Origin of the sequence: Caballeronia sp. INML3B, from assembly GCF_023631305.1 — a bacterium.
GTDB lineage: Bacteria > Pseudomonadota > Gammaproteobacteria > Burkholderiales > Burkholderiaceae > Caballeronia > Caballeronia turbans.
Genome location: NZ_JALQDI010000060.1, coordinates 21,233 through 39,848, shown reverse-complemented (window position 1 = coordinate 39,848; position 18,616 = coordinate 21,233). Strand labels below are relative to the sequence as shown.

The following is an 18,616-nucleotide window of genomic DNA, read 5'->3' as shown; positions in this document are numbered from 1 at the left end:
TCTTCGAACGCTGGGGCATGATCGGCCGTCATCGCCACGGCGCCGGCGGTCGCTTCGGCGGCGGTCCCGGCGGAACGGGTGGCATGGGTGGCATGGGTGGCATGGGTGGATTCGGCGGCGAGGACGGCATGCCGCGCGGACGCAAGTTCTCCTCCGACGATCTCCAACTGCTGCTGCTCGCGATGCTCGCCGAAGCGCCGCGTCATGGCTACGAACTCATCAAGGCACTGGAAGACCGCTCGAACGGCTTCTACACGCCGAGCCCCGGCATGGTCTATCCGGCGCTCACGTATCTGGAAGAGCTGGGCTACGCCACCGTCGAACTGGAAGGCAATCGCAAGCGCTATGCGCTTTCGGATGCGGGTCGCGACTATCTCGCGTCGAACCGCGAGCGCGTGGACATCATGCTCGCGAAGCTCACGCACTTCGCACGCAAGATGGATCTCGTGCGCCGCGCCTACATGGGCGAGGAAGCCGATGACACCGCCGCCGATAGCGGCTGGGCGCCCGAGCTGATCGCCGCGCGCCGCGCGCTGAAGAAAGCGCTGCTCTTGCGCACCGACGCATCGCAGGACGAGCAACGCCGCATCGCCGCGATCCTTGCGCGCGCGACGGCCGAAATCGAACAGAACCCGGCGCCGAAGCAGGCGTAAGAAGGAGCCATACACGATGACAGATTCCATTCTTCAAGACAGACCCGATCTCGAAGTCGCGCGCATTCGTCACGCGCTCAAGTTCCGGTTGCTGCAAGTCACGCGCGTAACGGCGCTCAATCCGTATCTCGTGCGCGTGACCTTCACGGGCGATTCGCTCGACGACTTCGTGAGCGCCTCATTCGACGATCACGTAAAGCTCTTCTTCCCGCAGCCCGGCGAGGCGATGCCCGCGCTCCCGCAGGCCGGTCCCGACGGGCCCATATTCGATGCGTCGAAGCCGCGTCCGATCGCGCGCGATTTCACGCCGCGCCGCTTCGACCGTGTAGCGCGCGAGCTCGATATCGAATTCGTGCTGCACGAAGCCGGCCCCGCGACGGCATGGGCCGCGCAAGCCGCGCCGGGTCAATATCTCGGCATCGGCGGACCGCGTGGGTCGTTCGTCATTCCGACGCAGTTCGACTGGCATCTGATGATCGGCGATGAAACCGCCCTGCCCGCCATCGCGCGGCGTCTGGAAGAGCTGCCCGAAGGCACGCGCGTCGCGACGCTGATCGAAGTCGCCGATCAATCCGCACGCATCGAATTCGATACGCGCGCCGATCTCTACGCGCAATGGCGCTATCGCAACGAGAGCGAGCATCCCGGCGGCGCGCTGCTGCTCGCCTTGCGCGAAACCTACGTGCCCGATGGCGAAGGCTACGTGTGGGCCGCGGGAGAAGCCACGCTGATGCGCGCGGTCCGCAAGCTGCTATGCGACGAACGCGGCGTCGACAAGAAGCGCATTCGCGCTTCCGCTTACTGGAAACGCGGCGAACAGGGCGTGCACGAGACGATCGACGGCTGATTTCCAGAGCGATTTCGCAGCAGGACCGCCACGGATTGATCGACCTCAGGCGACGCGCTACAGAGCCGTGCACTGGGCATCGCAGGAATTGAGCGGACTGTCCCTGAAAAGCGGACATTGCCGCATGGCGCGCGCAGACGCTGCGTCGGATTGCTTTAGGGACGCTCGTCCGCGCGACTGCGCCTCGCGCAAGCGTTTCTTGCCGCCGCCGAATCGGTCCGAAGAAAGTGACAACGTGAGGGGCCATTTGCGTCTGGCGCTTGCGAAAGCAAAAACGTCTTCGGTTCGAAGCACGCGCCAAGCGCGCACAAAGCCTGGGCAAAGCCGCGATAATCGAGGCACGCAGACGTTCAACGCTCATCAAACGGTAGTGCGACCATGACCGACACATTCAGGAAAAAGCCCGGCGAAGAGCCCGCGAAACCGGGCGGCTTGCGCAAATCGCTCACGAGCTATGGAGACAACGGTTTCTCGCTGTTCCTGCGCAAAGCCTTCATCAAGGGCGCGGGTTATACCGACAGCGCCCTGGATCGCCCGGTGATCGGCATTGTCGATACGGGCAGCGCGTATAACCCGTGTCACGGCAATGCACCGCAACTGATCGAAGCGGTGAAGCGCGGCGTGATGCTGGCGGGCGGCTTGCCGATGGACTTTCCGACGATCTCGATCGCCGAATCGTTCTCGCAGCCGACGAGCATGTACCTTCGCAACCTGATGTCGATCGACACGGAAGAGATGATCCGGGCCCAGCCGATGGACGCGGTCGTGCTGATCGGCGGATGCGACAAGACCGTGCCCGCGCAACTGATGGGCGCGGCATCGGCCGGCATTCCTGCGATTCAACTCATCACGGGCTCGATGCTCACGGGCGCGCATCGCGGTGAGCGCGTCGGCGCATGCACGGATTGCCGCCGCTATTGGGGGCGTTTTCGCGCGGAGGAAATCGACGAAGCGGAAATCGCGGCCGTGAACAATCAGCTCGTCGCGAGCGTGGGCACCTGTTCCGTGATGGGCACGGCGAGCACGATGGCATGCATCGCCGAAGCGCTCGGCATGACGGTGCCGGGCGGCGCATCGCCGCCCGCGGTCACGTCGGATCGCATGCGTATCGCCGAACTCACGGGCACGCAAGCCGTGCAGATGGCGCGCGATGACCTCACCATCGACAAGGTCCTCACGGCCGAGGCATTCGAAAACGCGATGCGCGTGCTGCTCGCGATCGGCGGCTCGACGAACGGCATCGTGCATCTCACCGCGATCGCCGGACGCATGGGCTATGACGTCGATCTGAAGGCGCTCGATCGCATGGGTCGCGAAACGCCCGTGCTAGTCGACCTGAAGCCTTCCGGATTGCATTACATGGAGGACTTTCACAAGGCCGGCGGCATGGCCACGCTGCTACGCGAATTGAAGCCGCTCCTGCATCTGAACACATTGACGGTCACCGGACGCACGCTCGGCGAAGAGATCGAAGCCGCAGGGCCGGCATTCGAGCAGGACGTCGTGCGTCCCTTCGACAAACCGATCTATCCGCAAGGCGGCATCGCGGTGCTGGAAGGCAATCTCGCACCGGGTGGCGCGATCATCAAGCAATCGGCGGCGAACGCGAAGTTGATGGAACACGAAGGCCGGGCGGTCGTGTTCGAGCATGGCGCGGATCTCGCGGCACGCATCGATTCCGACGATCTCGACGTCACACCCGACGATATCCTCGTGCTCAAGAACATCGGGCCCAAGGGCGCACCGGGCATGCCGGAAGCCGGCTACATCCCCATTCCGCGCAAGCTCGCGTTGAAGGGCGTGAAGGATATCGTGCGCGTCTCCGATGGACGCATGAGCGGCACGGCGTTCGGCACTATCGTTTTGCATGTGACGCCGGAATCGGCAGTCGGCGGCCCGCTCGCGCACGTTCGAACCGGCGATCGCATTCGCCTGAGCGTGTCGAAGCGTGAAATCAGTCTGCTCATCAGCGAAGAAGAACTCGCCGCACGCGCGAAGGCAACGCCCGTCAGCGTGCCGAGCGCGGATCGTGGTTATCGCAAGTTGTTTTATGACACGGTGACGCAGGCAGACAAGGGCGTCGATTTCGATTTTCTGCGCGCGACGCAGATGCGAGGCGTGATCCCGCGCCGGTAAACCTGATCGACCAGTGGCCGCTTTCGAGCGGCTTTTTTCTGTTCATCGCGATCATATCGATGCGATCGCGGCAATCTTCGACTACGCGCGGACGGATTGCATCCAATATCAGGCATGCAAGATGCCGATTCGCGCGCTTCGTTTTAAGATAGCCACATCATCGCAACCGGCTCTGGCGCCAGGAGTAGGCAGGTGCTTCTATTGAATCGTGGACGTGGCGCGGCGCTGTGCATGACCTGCGCGTTGTCGTGCGGGCCAGTGTGCACTTTCGCAGCCGCGCCGCATGGTGGTCATGCTGCAAGTGCAGTCGAGGGCGCGAGCAGTACATCGGCGCAAGTCATCCTGTCCGCCAACGCGCTTGCGCCGAACTTCACCGGCGACGATCCCGCGCAAGTCCGCGACGCGCTCGCGGGGCACCCTGCGCCGGGACAATCGGCATCGATCACGAACCGCGTACGGGCCTTTCTCTCGCGTCCGTTTCACAAGGCGCAGCAAGGCGCATCCGCGGCGTCGGGCGCGAGTCAGCCTCGCGAGCAGACCGAGCGCACGTTCACGTTCGTCATTCCGGTTTCATATGGCGTGCGCTATCTGTCGAGAAAGAAGGTCCTTTCAGTGAATGTCTCGCTCGCGGCACCTGAAAATCCCGATGCCATCCTGCTCAAGCAGACCGTGAAGGGACAAAGCGGCCGCAAGCTCGTCGTCGCGCCAGAGGCCAAGGAGAAGGGATTCGTTCAGACCTTCGACGTCATTCAGTTGAAGCCGCAGAGCGGCATCAAGACGACCGTCAGCGGCCGGATCGTGCTCCCGAGCTTCGATCATGCGCACGGCAACGGCGACTTCGCGATCGTGCTCATCTGCTCGCTCGCGCCGCCCTACCTGACCGATGACATCGAACACAGCGCGCCTACCGACGAAGAACCCACGGATATCACGCGCAGGACATCGACATTGAATGGAAGAGTTGATGCAGCGTGGCTCATCGATCGCAAGGAAGGTACGATCATCACGAAGCGGCTGCACCTCGTGAAGTAGCGGGTGCAGGAGACGCCAGCTGATCACGAGATAACGCAACGGCTGATTCATGGGCGCCCGTGCGAAACCGCTGCGTTCCAAGCGACTACAATCGACGTTCGATTACACGCAGCGAATCCCCCCTGAAACATGGAGTTTTTCGACGCAAAGCGTGCTCGCACCGCAGGCCATACCGCGCCGGGTCGTGCGGAAATGGCGTCACGCGGAGAACCTGAATGCCCGCCAGATTGAACGCCGTTCGCAAGACCGGACGCATGGTCAGCCGCCGGCTGATGCGGCGCAACAGCACCGCCGCGATGCGCTTCGCCGATGCGTTTTCGCGGTTTCCGGCGCTCGCCGGACTCATTGGCACCGCCATCGCCGTTTCCATGGCCGCGTTGTCGTTTGCCGCGCTTTGGCAAGGTCGCGCGCAGGCATTGCAGAACGCGAATCAGGCAGCGGCCAACCTCGTCGCTACCTTGAGCGCCGATATCGCGCGCAACATCGAATCGAGCGACCTGTCGCTGCGCACCATCGTCAGCGGCATACAAAACCCCGCCGTGATGACGCTTCCTCCCGATCTGCGCAAACTCGTGCTCTTCGATGGCGCCACCGGCACGAACTATGTCGGCGGCGCGTTCGTGATGAATCGCGAAGGACGCATCGTCGTCGAACGCGATCCTTCAGAGCACGCCGACCTGCTCTTCAACGATCGTGATTACTTCAAGGCGCATGCCGAACATCCCGACGCCGGCCTCTTCATTTCCGGACCCTACGTGTCGCGGCTGCGCAAAGGCGCGGTCTCGCTCGCGCTGAGCCGGCGCATCGATGCACCGGACGGGTCGTTCGCGGGTGTCGCGGTGATCGCGCTGGACGTGGCCTATTTCAAGAACCTGCTTTCGCGCGTGAACGTCGGCAGGTCGGGGTCCGTGTTCATCGTTCAGCAGGACGGCGTGATGATCGCGCGCAAGCCTGCATTGCCCTTGGACGAAGCCAGGTACGTCGCCAGATCGCCGACCTTCGCCGCGATGCGCGACGCTCCGTCCGGCTCGTACATATCGAAATCGCCACTCGACGGTGTGCGACGGCTTTATACCTTCCAGCACGTACCCGGCACGCAGATGATTGCGGCGGTCGCGCCCGCGGAGCATGAAGTGCTCGCTGCGTGGCGCGAGCGCAGCATCGTCATTGGCGGACTGACGATGACGTTCGGCGGCGGCTTTGTCGTCATCTCCTGGCTGCTTGCGATCTCGCTGCGGTCGCGGGCGATCGCGCAAGCGAAGCTGCAACGCCTTGCAGGCACCGATTCGCTCACCGGCCTGTCCAATCGCCGCGCGCTGGACCGCCGGCTCGACGAGGAATGGCGGCGCGCCCGTCGCGCCGATCAACCCCTATCCGCCTTGTTCGTCGACGTCGATCACTTCAAGCTGTACAACGACACTTACGGTCACGCGATGGGCGACGATGCGCTCGTCGCAGTGGCCGATTGCATACAGAATTCCACGAAGCGGCCCGGGGATATCGTGGCGCGCTACGGCGGCGAGGAATTCGTGGTCGTGCTGCCGGGTGCCGAAGCGAACGGCGCGATCACGTTCGCCGAGCGCCTGCGCGAGAAAGTGGAGAAACTCGCCATCACCAACAGTGCCGCGCCCAAGGGCGTGCTGACGATCAGCATCGGTATCGCGACCGCCTCGCCGCGCCAGATCGAAGATGCGCTCAAGCTGCTCAATAGTGCCGACGCCGCGCTCTATCTCGCCAAACGAACCGGCCGCAACCGCGCGATCCACGAGGACAGCGTCGCAGGCGGCGCTGGCTAGAGCGAGGCGCGCAACATCGCGCGTATCATGCATCGTGAATGCAATCGTGCGTTTTGCATGCCGCATTCAAACCGCATTCGAGTGCATTCAGAATGGGAGGAGACAATCCGATGACCGCATCCACCGCCGTATTCGCGATTCTGTTCTCGCTGCTGCTGGGCGCGATGATTCCGGGCCCGAGTTTCGTGATCGTGGCCCGCAATGCGATCGGCATATCTCGCGCCGATGGTCTCGCGACCGCGCTCGGCATGGGCGTCGGCGGCATCTTCTTCGGCGGCATCGCTCTGGCCGGCCTCTATACGCTGCTCGTGGCCGTCGAGTGGCTCTACGTCGGGCTGAAGGTCGCGGGCGGGCTGTATCTCCTCTACGTGGCGTCGAAGATCTGGCGCGGCGCCGCGCAGCCGATGCAGATGTCGACGCAAGACGATCCGCCCGCACTCGCGACGAGCGCACGCAAATCGTTCTGGCTCGGCCTCACGACGCAGTTGAGCAATCCGAAGACCGCCATCTGGTACGGCAGCATCTTCGCGGCGCTCCTGCCGCAACATCCTCCGCTGTGGTGCTACTTCGTCTTGCCGCCGATGGTCTTCGCGATCGAGACGGGCTGGTACACGGTCGTCGCTTTGGGTTTCTCCAGCAAGCGTCCGCGCGAAATGTATCTGCGCGCGAGGAAATGGATCGACCGGATTGCCGCGAGCGTGATCGCGATACTCGGCTTGCGGCTCGTACTTACCGCGGGCCGAACCGGTCTGTGATTCCGTATGCAAAAGACATAACGCAAACCGGCATCAAACGTTTTGAATGCAAGAGGAGAAGGGCCGGCCGCGCCACGGAGCACGTCCGGCCTTCTATCACGAGGAGATTAGACGCACTCGCATCACAGTGGATGCAGCTTGCCGTTCAGGTCCATCGTCCATTGTGAGCCGTCCTTGAACGTCAGCACGCCGCTTTGAGCGTCGATATGAATCGGCTTTCCGGCCGGCTCCTTCTTGTCGCCTCCGACGATCCGGGACATCTCGGAAGAGGACAGATGCTGGGCATGTTGCAGATCGTCGAGCTTCAGGTTCGCCATGGCGTTTCTCCTTGCGGTGCGTGAGCGAGAGTTCGTTAGATTCGAATCGAGCGTTTGTTGGCGCCCGCTCTGTCTTTTGCATTTGATATGCCAACCCTTGGGTATATGGTCTCGAAGCCGCTGCGCCTTATGCCGCGGCCTTGCGGCAGGCAGACCCGCATCATCATCAACGCGGCAGGTCAGACGCCGGCCAACACACGATGCGCGGCACTGTGGGCGTCGCGACGACATCGCCCATCCTTTCGTTTCGCCAACACGGAAATTTGTTTGCCCTCATTGGCGCAGGACTTGCTTTTATCCGCGCTCAGATATCCGGCGATACGACCGGTTCTGCAAAGGAGGAGGCGATGCAAGACGTTATTCACCAAATCGCGGCGAGCCACGATGAACAAGGGAGCGGCTGGCTGATCCCCTCGATCCGCAAGGCGCACGAACGGTCGGAGACGTTCGGCCTGAACGCATCGACCCGCCCCGATTACGACGTGCTCACCGAAGGCGAGTTGCTGCTCAAGCTCGAACAGAACCGTGTGCTGTGCGCGCACGCGACGCCGGTAATGGAAACGCTGCGCGAACAGATCGTGAACACGCAAAGCATGATCGTGCTGACCGATGCGCAAGGTCTCATCCTCCATTCCACCGGCGACGACGATTTCCTCGCACGCGCCGAGAAAGTTGCGCTGAGAGCCGGCGCGAACTGGGCCGAGGAACGGCAAGGCACGAATGCGATCGGCACCGCAATTGCGGAACGCTCGCCCACCGTCGTGCATGGCGATCAGCACTATCTCGCGGCCAATCGCTTTTTGACGTGCTCAAGCGTGCCGATCCTCGATCCCTATGGCGATCTGATCGGCGTGCTCGATGTGACCGGCGATCATCGAAGCTACCATCGCCACACGATGGCGCTCGCGCGCATGTCCGTGCAGATGATCGAAAACCATCTGTTTTCCAGCACTTTTCAGGGCATGCTGCAGATCGCGTTTCATAGCCGCCCCGAATTTCTCGGCACGCTGATGGAAGGCATCATGGCCTTCACCTGCGATGGTCGCTTTCTCTCCGCCAATCGCAGCGCGCAGTTTCAGTTCGGCCTGTCGATCGCGTCGCTGCGCGCGCATACGCTCTCGTCGCTCTTCGGACTGACGAGCGCACAACTGATCGATCGTTCGCATGCGAGCCGCGCTCCGCATTTTCCCCTCGACCTGAACAACGGCGCCGTCGTGTGCGCGCGTGTGCGCCTGAACCGTGCGCCGCTCGCCGGAGTGGCGCCCACATCCAATGCGATCAAAGCCGCGCCGCGCGCATCCGCTGCAATCGATGCGTCATCGAAGCTCGCTTCACTCGACACGGGCGATCCAAAAGTGGCTGTGGTGATCGCCAAGGTCCGCAAGGTCATCGGCAAGGACATACCGATACTCGTCACCGGCGAAACAGGCACCGGCAAGGAACTGCTCGCGCAGGCGATTCACAGCGATTCGCCGCGCCGCGCGGGACCGTTCGTCGCGGTGAACTGCGCATCGATTCCCGAGAACCTGATCGAATCGGAACTCTTCGGCTATGAGGAAGGCGCCTTCACCGGCGCCCGGCGCAAGGGCGCGGCCGGCAAGCTGCTGCAGGCGAACGGCGGCACGCTGTTTCTCGATGAGATCGGCGACATGCCCTATCCGCTGCAGGTGCGCCTTCTGCGCGTTCTGCAGGAGCGCGTCGTCGATCCACTGGGTTCCAGCAGGTCGATACCGGTCGATGTAGCCATCATCTGCGCGACGCACCGCAATTTGCGAGAGATGATCGAGCAGAACCGCTTTCGCGAAGACTTGTATTACCGACTGAACGGACTCGTCGTCAAGCTGCCGCCATTGCGCGAGCGCACCGACCTCGCAACTGTGATCACGAAGATGCTGCACGCCGTGAGCGCCGACGAATCACGGGGCACGCGCCTGTCCATCGACGATGAAGTGATGGCGCTCTTCCAGCGCTACGCGTGGCCCGGCAACTTCCGGCAACTGTGCAATCTCCTGCGCACCTCCGCCGCGATGGTGGACGACGACGGCTGCATTCGCCGTGAACATCTTCCTGATGACTTCTTCGAGGAGCCTCGCGTTAATACGCAAAACGTGTTTGAAGCATGCCCTTCATCGGCGCCCGCTTCGGGACGACTACAGGAAGTCACGGCGTCCGTGATCGCCGCTGCGCTCACGCGACATCGTGGCAACGTATCCGCCGCCGCGCGTGCGCTCGGCGTTTCGCGCAACACGATCTATCGCAAGATGCCCGCTTGTTCAGCGATGGAGCAGTGAGTTGTTCCATGCGGTGTTCCACTTCGAGACACCCCTGTTCCTAAGGGGTACAGCGCGGCACGTGAATCGCGCTACTTCGAAATGAAACTGAAAGGCTAAACCGTGCACATGCACTGCGTTTTCTTCGAAGGCATGGAGCTTGCATTTTCGATGTCCGATTGCGAATCCTTCGCGATCCGACTCGAACATCACCTTAGGAGATGAACATGCAATGGACGACGCCTGCCTTCACCGATCTGCGCTTCGGCTTTGAGATCACGATGTATATCGCCACACGCTAACGCTTCGATGAAGCAAGCCCGGGTCGAACAGCGCCCGGGCCTGCGTCCTTCTCTTCCCGTCCCACATGAACTCAACGACCGCGCATACGGGCGCACCCACGCGCCCGCGCTTGCGTGCGCCTCTTAAGCTGCATTGGCATGCGGGCATGCGCACGTGCGAGATCGTGCATCCGCGCGGCAGCATCGAACTGAATCGCAGCGCTGGCGAAATACTCGCGCGCTGTGATGGAACGCGCGAACTCGACGACATCATCGGCGAGCTGGAAGCGCGCTTCGGAATGGCGGGGCTCGCCGCCGATGTCTATCGCTTCATCGATGAAGCGCGCCGTCTCGGCTGGATCGACTGAACGCGCGTTGTCACATCGGGCAACACGTCGATCGCCCCACTGCTCCACGATGCAACACCCCTGCATGAACATCGCACGACGCTTGCGTCCAGCTCCTCGTGCATGAGATCCGCATGCAGCAAGGCAAGCGGGCACATGAATCATCAATGGCACATGACTTGCCTTGAAGATGCCGCAACCGTTCGCATCGCTATCGAGATTCAAGTAGACGTTGCATCGACAATACCCAGGAGACAACGATGAAGATTCGCTTCAGTCCGGCAATGCGCATCGCGGCCATTGCAGCAGGCGCCGTTGCTGCATTCTGCGTAGCGCAGCAACAAGCCATCGCGGCGAGCGGCACGCCGGCGCCGTATCCGGAAGTCAGCTACGAGCGTCTTACCAGCGCGCAGGAGGATCCAGGCTGGCTCACGTACTACCGCACGTATAACGGTCATGCGCATTCGCCGCTCAAGCAGATCGACACGAGCAACGTAAAGAACTTGAAGCAGGTGTGGAGCTATAAGTTTCCGAAGGACTTGCAGCAAGGCTTCGAAGCGACGCCCATCGTCAACGGACGCTTTCTTTTCGTGACGACGCCCAAGGACAACGTTTATGCATTCGATGCTGCAACGGGCAAGCAGCTATGGAAATACGAGCCGAATCTCGATGCGAAATCCTTCAAGACCGCATGTTGCGATGTGGTCAATCGCGGCGTCGCGCTATACGGAAAGAATGTCTATGTCGCGATGCTGAACGGCGAAGTGGCGGCCCTCGATGCGCAAACAGGCGCGCTCGTGTGGAAGAAGGCGATGTTCGATCCGGGCGTCGGCTACGCGTTCTCGCTTGCACCTCTGGCGCTCGATGGCGCGCTCGTCGTCGGCAGTTCGGGCGGCGAGTATGGCGCGCGCGGTTTCATCGCCGCACTCGATCCCAATGACGGCAAGGTGCTCTGGAAGCGTTATACCGTGCCCGGCGCGAAGGAACCTGGCGGCAATACATGGCCCGACGGCATGCAGGAACATGGTGGCGCGCCCGCATGGCTCACCGGCACCTACGACTCGGCGACGAAGACGCTTTATTGGGGCGTCGGCAATCCGGGACCGTGGCTCGCCGATCTTCGTCCCGGCGACAATCTCTATTCCGATTCCCTGCTCGCTCTCGATCCGAAGACGGGTGATCTCAAGTGGCACTACCAATACACGGCCCATGACACGTGGGACTATGACGGCGTGAACACGCCCGTGCTCGCGAATATCAAATATCAGGGCAAGGACTACGACGCGATCGTTCACGCGGACCGCAACGGCTTCTTTCACGCAATCGATCGCAGCAACGGCAAGCTGATCTATGCGCGGCCTTTCGTCACCGCGACATCGGTCACGGGCTATACGGACGATGGCAAGCCGATTCAGGACCCAGCCAAGTATCCGAAGACCGGCACGACCATCGAAACATGTCCGAGCTTTCTGGGCGGCAAGAACTGGTGGTCCGTGTCATACGATCCCCAAACGCATCTCGCGATCGTGCCGGCCCTGCATGCGTGCATGTCCTTGTCGGGCAAGTCGGTGAACTACATGGAAGGTCTGCCCTATCTCGGCGAAGGCTTCGAGATCAAGCCCGAGCCGAACAGCAAAGGTTATGGCGAGTTGCAGGCCATCGATGTCGATACGGGCAAGAAGGTCTGGAGCCACTGGAGCAAGCTGCCCTGGAACGGCGGTGTCGCGACGACGGCGGGCGGCCTCGCATTCAGCGGCTCGCTCGATGGTCGTCTCTACGCGTTCGACGAAAAGACCGGCAAGGTCTTGTGGCAAAGCCCGAAGCTCGCGAGCGGCATCATCGCGCAACCTTCGGTGTATGAGATCGACGGCAAGGAATACGTGGCGATTCTCGCGGGCTATGGCGGCGCGAACCCGATCTGGGGCGGACCGATGGCGAAGGCCGCGGACAAGGTTCCGCGCGGCGGCACGCTCTATGTCTTCGCGCTCAATCGCACCTGAACCAACCTGATCGAACCGCGAGCGCGCATCGTCGCGCGCTTGCGGTGTTCACCGACATCACCGGACGCTTCGACATGAATCATCCTCTCCACTCCATACGCGCAGCGGGCATGCTCGCCGCATGCATCGCGCTCGCGCCATCGCCCTCCGATGCAGCAGTGAAGATCTGCACGTTCCCCGGCAGCCCGTCGGCGTCGCTGGATCGCAGCGTCGCGCAGGCAGTCTTCGCGCGCGCCCATATCGCGGCATCGATCGTTTCGCACGGCATCGGTGAAGGCGACGACGACGGCGTGTCGCTTAGCGAACTCGACAAGACACTCGCGCGCGATTGCGATGTGATCGCGGGCTTTCCGCGTTCGACAGTCGCCGACGCATCCGGCGGCAAGATGCAATTCTCGCGCGGCTATCTGCGCGCGGGTTATGTCAGCATCGAAGCGCCCGGTGCGAAACTCGGGGACGCCGCAAAGCACACGGTCGCCGCGACCTATGCGAGCCCCGCACAATTGATCGCCGTGCAACAGCACGACGTGACGTTCGATCTGGAGAACACATCGGCGTCGACGGTCGAAGCGGTGGCGAAGGGACGCGCGCAACGTGCGATCGTGTGGTATCCCGCCGTCGTCGCTTATCGCATGGCGCATCCGGAGCGCAGCTTCACGGTCACGACCGCCGATTCGCCCTATGCGGACTGGCATCTTGCCTTCGCGTTCGGCGACAGGGCCGCGGCCTTGCGCACACGTATCGACGACGCGCTCACGTCGATGACCAACGATGGCAGCTTGCAAGCATTGACGATGCAATGGTCCATGTCTGCGCAAACCGCCTCCGCAACACGCTATCTCGACACGCCGTCGACCGCATCGTCCGCGCACGCGGGCATCATGCTCGCGGATACGAACCCAGCGCGCGCAGGCCGCTTCATCAAGGTCGCAAATGAGGGCGGCGCCGAGCCGCCATCGTTCGAACAGGCGCAAACCACGCACGGCAAGACACTGTATTCGAGTTCGTGCGCGAAGTGCCACGGTGCGCAGCTTCAGGGCGTGACCGCGCCCGCGTTGCAAGGTCCTTCGTTCGCGCCGCCATCGAATTCGCATCTCACCGTCGGCGGCATTTTCACTTACATGGCGACCAACATGCCCGCGGATCGTCCCGGCAAGATGAAGGATCAGGACTACGCCGACATCATGGCCTTCCTTTTGATGTCGAACGGCTACAAGCCAGGCGGAGCGAAGATGACGGCGGACAGCGCGCGCGCGTCGAAATTGCCGCTCAACGCGGGGCCCGCCCGCTAACTTCGAGCTCCGCACTTCGGCCGCGCGACTTTTAATACATCACACCGTGACATATAATGGAACTGTCGCGCGGGCGGATCGACATGGGCCGCAACGCGGCGCAATGTGCAAGTCAGCCGGTTCCAACCGGCGGGAGGCCAGCGTCGTGCTTATCAATAACGAGTTTGAAATCGGCTACCTTGTCGTCGTTTTCGCTTTGCTCGGCGTTATCCTGATCGGCGCGCTGCTCACGGCGCTGCATCTGGATCGCTGGCATCCGAAGCTCATCAGCGCAGCCATCGGGGCGTTACTCGGGCTTGCACTGATCGAAGCGGTGCCGATGCTCACCTGACGACACACCCTGACGCTTCGTCGAGACTTCGGTTCGTCGCGGCACAAGGGCGGCAGCATGCTCGGCAACACAGAGCATGCGTGCCGCCCTGTTTCTCCTCGTCCCTGACATCCTCTTTCATTTCGCGCCCTGCGCATTGGCATAATGCAGCAGCGGGCGCGCGTGTGCGTCGCGTCTTCGCCAACCATTCCGCTTCATCACCGATAGAGACCGCATGATCGCGATCACCCGCACCCGACGCCGCGTGCGCGCCTTCTTCGGCGCACCGGAAGCGAGGCGCCTCCTTCGTACGCTGATGAGTTGCGCGATCAGCTACGCCGCCGCGCGGCTCGCGGCGCTGCCAGAAGGTTATTGGGCGCTCATCACGACCCTCGTTATCGTGACGCAACCGAGCCTCACGCAAGCCGTCGATATCGCCCGCGATCAGATCATCGGCGCATTCATCGGTGCGGTGACGGGCGTGCTCGGTATCGTCGCAATGGAACGCGGCGCGCCGCCGCTCGCCGTCTTCTCCGTCGCGCTCGTGCCGCTTGCAGCGTTGAGCGCCAAACGTCCCGCGTTCAGGCTTGCGTGCGTGACGCTCGTGATCGTCGTACTGATTCCGGGAGGACCGGGCTCGCCTTTCGAACGGCCCATGCATCGCGTGCTGGAGATTCTGATCGGCGCGGCATCGTCGTTCGTCGTCTCGGCGGTCTGGCCGAATCGTGCGCTCGCGGCCGCACATGCCAGCGTCGCCGATACTTTGAAGAGCCTCAGTCGGTTGATCGGGCTGTATCTGTCGGGCGAACGGGACGACGCGCGTGCGAGGCGCCTCGAAACGCAAAGCACCGACGCGCAAAAAGCGTTCGACGATGCGCTGAAGGAAGCGGAGCGCGAGCACATCATCGTGCTCGTGCAGAATCGCCGCGCGGATGCAATCGACAAGGCCGCGCCTTTTTTGCGGCGTCTGCATAGCGATGCGCTCTTTCTTGCGAAAGCGGTATCGCGCCTCGATCGCGATACCTGCGCGGCACGGTTCGGCACCACGGGCCGCGAAGTGCAGTCATTGTTCGAGACGCTCGCAAGCGTGCTTGCATCGAATCGTCAGGACGATGCAGGGCTCGCGCGCGCGCGCTTTGCCGTGAATGAACTCAAGAACATACTTGCGAAGCAGGAGGCAACGCACGGCGCGCAGGAAGTGGCGCAGTTCGTCGTCGGCCTGATCGTCGCGGATCTGGATGCGCTGACTACTACGATCTATCCGCCCAAGGAGCCATCGGCCTAGCGTGAAAGACCGCGCGCATCGATCGGCCATAGGTCCGTCACTCGGCCGTTTCGATGGCACACGTATTCGTCGTAGAGATTCACGGTCGGATCGCAATGCCCGGGAGGCAACAGAAGTCGCTTGCCGACGAGTCGCGCGAAGTCGCCTTCAGATTCGTGCTGCGCCTGCAACATGCCGTGTTCGTCGTTCGCAGAAATATAGGTCAGCGCTGGCTCGTCGATCGCATCGAGCCACTGCACGCTGCGCGGCAAGCCTGAATCCACTGCGAGCCCTTTCAGGCCGACATCGCACACGGCCATGCCGGGCCGCGTCGCGCTCATGACCGTCGACAGCACGAAAAGGCTGTGACGCCAGTGCAATTCGCCGCCCCAGCCGATGCCGCCGTAATCGCCGTCCATGAAGAGATACGAGCCGGGTTGCAGCTCCGTGAAGACGCCGCTCGCGGCATCGAACTCGACCGTGCCGGTACCGCCGCCCGTCACGATGCCGCAACGCACGCCGCGTACATCGAGCGCGCGCACGTAGCGTGCGGCAGCGTCGGCGGCACGGCTTGCTTCGTCCTTGCGCGCCGCCCAGTCGGCGACGTGCTGTATGCCGCCGTGATACGCCTGAATGCCCGCAAAGCGCAACGCGCCCTGCGATGCGATCCCATCGACGAGTGCGAGCAGCGCATCCTCGCTCGTCACGCCGCAGCGATGTTGCCCGGCATCGATTTCAGGCAGCACGTCTATCGTCACACCTGCACGCGCCGCCGCGTCGCCGAGCGCATGCACTTGCGGCAACGCATCCACGCAAACCGAAAGGCGCACGTGCGATGCCAGCTCGACGGCCATGGCCAGCTTGTCCATGCCGACGAACTCGTTGCTCACATGAATGCTCGCGATGCCCGCCGCCGCGAACGGATAGGCCTCCGACAGCTTCTGGCAGCACACGCCGACCGCGCCCGCTTCGATCTGACGCCTCGCGATCTCGCTGGACTTGTGCGCCTTCGCATGCGGACGCAACGCGACGCCGTGCCGCGCCACGAACGCCGACATTGCCGCGAGATTGGCGTCGAAGGCATCGAGGTCGATCGTCAGCGAAGGCGTGGCAACGGATACGAGCGGGTCGCCCACGCGGGCGGCGGGCGGCGGTAGGAGCGTCATGGCGGGTCGTGTCGATGAAGCGGGATCAGGCATCGATCATAGCGCCGAATTTTGCATGTCGAATGCAAAAAACCGGCACGATTGATATCGAGATCATGCCGGAACTTCCGTTTCCAGGATCGCGCCTTCATCCTTGAGCGCCTGAATGCGTGCATCGTCGAAACCGTATTCGTTGAGCACCTCGGTGGTGTGCTGCCCGAGAAGCGGCGCGGGACGGGAAGCCTTCGTCGACCCTTCGGAGAAGTGAATCGGCAAACCGATGCCCCGCATCGGCCCCGCGAGCGGATGCTCCGTCTCGACGATCATCCCGCGCGCGATTGCCTGCTCGTGCGACGACGCCTCCGGTACGCCCAGCACCGCGCCGCTCGGCAAGCCGATTTCGTCGAAAGTGACGAGCCATTCGTCAGTGGTCCGCTCGGCGAGGCGCGTGCTCAGGATCTCGACGAGCAACTCGCGATGCCTCAGGCGGCCCGCATTGGTCTGGAAACGCTCGTCCTCGGCGAGACCGGGAATGTTCAACACGCCGACCAGCCGCTCGTAGTTCCTCTGATTGGCCGCGCCGATGTTGATCCAGCCGTCGCGCGTGCGAAACGCCTGATACGGCGCGCTCGTCGGATTGGCGGAGCCCGCCTTCGGCAGTACCGTGCCGTCCGCGAAATAGTTGGCGAAGGCCCAGTACATCTGTTGCAGGCCGGCTTCGAAGAGCGACGTATCGACCATCTGGCCAAGGCCCGTCGTCTGCTTTCTCGCATAGGCCGCGCTGATGCCGAGCGCCGCCAGAATGCCCGCGTTGATATCGGTGACGGGCGAGCCCGCCTTGATCGGCGCCTGTCCCGGCTCGCCGGTCATGCTCATCAGGCCGCTCATGCCCTGCGCTATGAGATCGAAGCCGCCTTTATCGGCCATCGGTCCGCTGCGGCCGTAACCGGAAATCGCGCAATAGATGAGGCCCGGATTCATCGCCCTGAGCGTTTCGTAACCCATGCCCAGTTTTTCCATCGTGCCGCGCCGGTAGTTCTCCGTCACGACATCCGCGCTCGCGAGCATTTTCCTGAGCACGTCCTTGCCGCCGTCCGTCTTCAGATTAAGGGCGACGCCGCGCTTGTTGCGGTTCACGATCAGGAACGACGCGGATTCGCCGCTCGGGAGCATCGGCGCGAAACGCCGGCAATCATCGCCGTTTGGAATTTTTTCGACCTTGATGACATCGGCACCCATGTCCGCGAGCATCATCCCGCAGATCGGCCCCGACATGATGTGTGCGAGCTCGATCACGCGCAAGCCCGCAAGCGGCCCCTCGCCGGGCGCGGCTGCCGGTTTCGTGTCTGTCATGTCAACGTCCCTTGAATTGCGGTTTGATCTTGTCGAGGAAGGCCTGATAGCCGGTGCGGAAATCTTCCGTGCCGAAGCACGCGAAGCCTTCGTCGCGCTCTTCACCGGTGAGCGGCGCGGGGTCCATCACGCGGCGCACGAACTGCTTGTGCCAGCGCGCGACGAGCGGCGCGCCGTCCGCGATGCGTCGCGCGGTTTCATATGCGTGCGCGGTGACGTCGCCATCCGCGACGACGCGCGTGACGAGCCCCTTCGCAAGCGCTTCCCTCGCATCGAAAATGCGTCCTTCGAGCAGCATCTCGAGCGCAATGGCCGGCCCCGCCAGACGTACGAGCCCTTCCATCTCCGCATGCGCCATCACGAGGCCTAGATTCTTGATCGGCACCCCGAAGCGGCTCGACTCGCCGCAAATGCGCAGATCGCACATCGCCGCGATTTCGAGGCCGCCGCCGACACAGATGCCATGAATCATCGCGACGATCGGATGCCGGCACTGGCGCAATGCATTCAAAGTGCGATGCATGATGGCGCCGTACTCGCGCGCCTGCTCGACATTCGAGCGATCCGTGCGGAACTCGCCAATGTCGTTCCCCGGCGAAAACGCCTTTTCGCCGGCGCCGCGCAGCACGATGCAGCGCAACGTGTCATCGCCTGAAAGCGTTTCGATGGTCTCACCGAGCGCGTGCCACAACGGCTTCGTCATCGCGTTGAGCTTCTCGGGCCGATCGATCACGACCGTCGAGATGTCGCCTTCGCGCTCGACCAGGATGGATGGTTCCGCCACATCGCCTCCTTGAATTGAATGCTGCATGCTGAAT

The 18,616-nt window shown here is 62.7% G+C and carries 17 protein-coding genes; 13 read left to right on the top strand and 4 right to left on the bottom strand.

Going from position 1 to position 18,616, the window contains the following annotated elements; genetic code table 11:
* Positions 1-17 precede the first annotated feature (17 nt).
* From NCS58_RS26740 to NCS58_RS26715, 6 genes are all read left to right on the top strand, one after another.
* Complete coding sequence (locus tag NCS58_RS26740; protein WP_250477847.1) at positions 18-653, top strand: PadR family transcriptional regulator; 636 nt, start codon at positions 18-20, stop codon at positions 651-653.
* A 16-nt stretch (positions 654-669) separates the two neighbouring features.
* Positions 670-1,500, top strand: a complete 831-nt coding sequence (locus NCS58_RS26735) for a siderophore-interacting protein (protein WP_061116409.1) — start codon at positions 670-672, stop codon at positions 1,498-1,500.
* 378 nt (positions 1,501-1,878) lie between these two features.
* Positions 1,879-3,636, top strand: coding sequence for an IlvD/Edd family dehydratase (locus NCS58_RS26730; RefSeq protein WP_061116408.1), 1,758 nt, complete (start codon positions 1,879-1,881; stop codon positions 3,634-3,636).
* 192 nt (positions 3,637-3,828) lie between these two features.
* A complete protein-coding gene (locus tag NCS58_RS26725) occupies positions 3,829-4,668 on the top strand; it encodes a hypothetical protein (RefSeq protein WP_061116407.1) in 840 nt (279 codons plus the stop codon).
* A 272-nt stretch (positions 4,669-4,940) separates the two neighbouring features.
* A complete protein-coding gene (locus NCS58_RS26720; RefSeq protein ID WP_086960757.1) occupies positions 4,941-6,464 on the top strand; it encodes a sensor domain-containing diguanylate cyclase in 1,524 nt (507 codons plus the stop codon).
* Between the two features lie 110 nt (positions 6,465-6,574).
* Positions 6,575-7,219: a LysE family translocator gene (locus tag NCS58_RS26715; protein ID WP_061116405.1), complete on the top strand. Its 645-nt coding sequence runs from the start codon at positions 6,575-6,577 to the stop codon at positions 7,217-7,219.
* A 122-nt stretch (positions 7,220-7,341) separates the two neighbouring features.
* Here NCS58_RS26715 and NCS58_RS26710 read toward each other — a convergent pair whose 3' ends face one another.
* A complete protein-coding gene (locus NCS58_RS26710) occupies positions 7,342-7,536 on the bottom strand; it encodes a hypothetical protein (protein ID WP_061116404.1) in 195 nt (64 codons plus the stop codon).
* 347 nt (positions 7,537-7,883) lie between these two features.
* On the opposite strand from NCS58_RS26710, the gene NCS58_RS26705 reads away from it, so the two are divergent.
* The 7 genes from NCS58_RS26705 to NCS58_RS26675 all read left to right on the top strand — a co-directional run bounded on the left by NCS58_RS26705 (position 7,884) and on the right by NCS58_RS26675 (position 15,321).
* Complete coding sequence (locus NCS58_RS26705) at positions 7,884-9,827, top strand: sigma-54-dependent Fis family transcriptional regulator (RefSeq protein WP_250477836.1); 1,944 nt, start codon at positions 7,884-7,886, stop codon at positions 9,825-9,827.
* A 206-nt stretch (positions 9,828-10,033) separates the two neighbouring features.
* On the top strand, positions 10,034-10,108 hold the full coding sequence (gene pqqA / locus NCS58_RS26700) for a pyrroloquinoline quinone precursor peptide PqqA (protein WP_008347847.1): 75 nt from the start codon (positions 10,034-10,036) through the stop codon (positions 10,106-10,108).
* Between the two features lie 65 nt (positions 10,109-10,173).
* Complete coding sequence (gene pqqD / locus NCS58_RS26695; RefSeq protein ID WP_061116403.1) at positions 10,174-10,455, top strand: pyrroloquinoline quinone biosynthesis peptide chaperone PqqD; 282 nt, start codon at positions 10,174-10,176, stop codon at positions 10,453-10,455.
* A gap of 239 nt (positions 10,456-10,694) precedes the next feature.
* Entirely contained in the window at positions 10,695-12,434 is a 1,740-nt protein-coding gene (locus NCS58_RS26690; RefSeq protein WP_061116402.1) for a methanol/ethanol family PQQ-dependent dehydrogenase, read from the top strand.
* A gap of 74 nt (positions 12,435-12,508) precedes the next feature.
* Positions 12,509-13,726: a c-type cytochrome gene (locus NCS58_RS26685; RefSeq protein WP_250477835.1), complete on the top strand. Its 1,218-nt coding sequence runs from the start codon at positions 12,509-12,511 to the stop codon at positions 13,724-13,726.
* A 145-nt stretch (positions 13,727-13,871) separates the two neighbouring features.
* Positions 13,872-14,057: a hypothetical protein gene (locus NCS58_RS26680; RefSeq protein ID WP_035505719.1), complete on the top strand. Its 186-nt coding sequence runs from the start codon at positions 13,872-13,874 to the stop codon at positions 14,055-14,057.
* A gap of 214 nt (positions 14,058-14,271) precedes the next feature.
* On the top strand, positions 14,272-15,321 hold the full coding sequence (locus NCS58_RS26675; RefSeq protein WP_250538914.1) for an aromatic acid exporter family protein: 1,050 nt from the start codon (positions 14,272-14,274) through the stop codon (positions 15,319-15,321).
* On the opposite strand, the gene NCS58_RS26670 is transcribed toward NCS58_RS26675, so the two are convergent.
* The 3 genes from NCS58_RS26670 to NCS58_RS26660 form a co-directional block, all read right to left on the bottom strand.
* Positions 15,318-16,466, bottom strand: coding sequence for a DSD1 family PLP-dependent enzyme (locus tag NCS58_RS26670; RefSeq protein WP_061116400.1), 1,149 nt, complete (start codon positions 16,464-16,466; stop codon positions 15,318-15,320). The genes NCS58_RS26675 and NCS58_RS26670 overlap by 4 nt on opposite strands.
* 93 nt (positions 16,467-16,559) lie before the next feature.
* Positions 16,560-17,798 (bottom strand): CaiB/BaiF CoA-transferase family protein, encoded by a 1,239-nt coding sequence (locus NCS58_RS26665; protein ID WP_061116399.1) that lies wholly within the window; start codon positions 17,796-17,798, stop codon positions 16,560-16,562.
* Position 17,799: 1 nt separating this feature from the next.
* Entirely contained in the window at positions 17,800-18,609 is an 810-nt protein-coding gene (locus NCS58_RS26660; protein ID WP_086960719.1) for an enoyl-CoA hydratase-related protein, read from the bottom strand.
* Between the last annotated feature and the right edge of the window lie 7 nt (positions 18,610-18,616).

What these genes read in the sequence shown, in the direction of transcription:
- NCS58_RS26690 (WP_061116402.1), top strand. Translation starts at nt 10,695, where the DNA reads ATGAAGATTCGCTTCAGTCCGGCAATGCGCATCGCGGCCATTGCAGCA.
- NCS58_RS26660 (WP_086960719.1), bottom strand. Translation starts at nt 18,609, where the DNA reads ATGCAGCATTCAATTCAAGGAGGCGATGTGGCGGAACCATCCATCCTG.
- pqqD (WP_061116403.1), top strand. Translation starts at nt 10,174, where the DNA reads ATGAACTCAACGACCGCGCATACGGGCGCACCCACGCGCCCGCGCTTG.
- NCS58_RS26675 (WP_250538914.1), top strand. Translation starts at nt 14,272, where the DNA reads ATGATCGCGATCACCCGCACCCGACGCCGCGTGCGCGCCTTCTTCGGC.
- NCS58_RS26710 (WP_061116404.1), bottom strand. Translation starts at nt 7,536, where the DNA reads ATGGCGAACCTGAAGCTCGACGATCTGCAACATGCCCAGCATCTGTCC.
- NCS58_RS26685 (WP_250477835.1), top strand. Translation starts at nt 12,509, where the DNA reads ATGAATCATCCTCTCCACTCCATACGCGCAGCGGGCATGCTCGCCGCA.
- NCS58_RS26735 (WP_061116409.1), top strand. Translation starts at nt 670, where the DNA reads ATGACAGATTCCATTCTTCAAGACAGACCCGATCTCGAAGTCGCGCGC.
- NCS58_RS26730 (WP_061116408.1), top strand. Translation starts at nt 1,879, where the DNA reads ATGACCGACACATTCAGGAAAAAGCCCGGCGAAGAGCCCGCGAAACCG.
- NCS58_RS26740 (WP_250477847.1), top strand. Translation starts at nt 18, where the DNA reads ATGATCGGCCGTCATCGCCACGGCGCCGGCGGTCGCTTCGGCGGCGGT.
- NCS58_RS26720 (WP_086960757.1), top strand. Translation starts at nt 4,941, where the DNA reads ATGCGGCGCAACAGCACCGCCGCGATGCGCTTCGCCGATGCGTTTTCG.
- NCS58_RS26715 (WP_061116405.1), top strand. Translation starts at nt 6,575, where the DNA reads ATGACCGCATCCACCGCCGTATTCGCGATTCTGTTCTCGCTGCTGCTG.
- NCS58_RS26670 (WP_061116400.1), bottom strand. Translation starts at nt 16,466, where the DNA reads ATGACGCTCCTACCGCCGCCCGCCGCCCGCGTGGGCGACCCGCTCGTA.
- NCS58_RS26665 (WP_061116399.1), bottom strand. Translation starts at nt 17,798, where the DNA reads ATGACAGACACGAAACCGGCAGCCGCGCCCGGCGAGGGGCCGCTTGCG.
- NCS58_RS26705 (WP_250477836.1), top strand. Translation starts at nt 7,884, where the DNA reads ATGCAAGACGTTATTCACCAAATCGCGGCGAGCCACGATGAACAAGGG.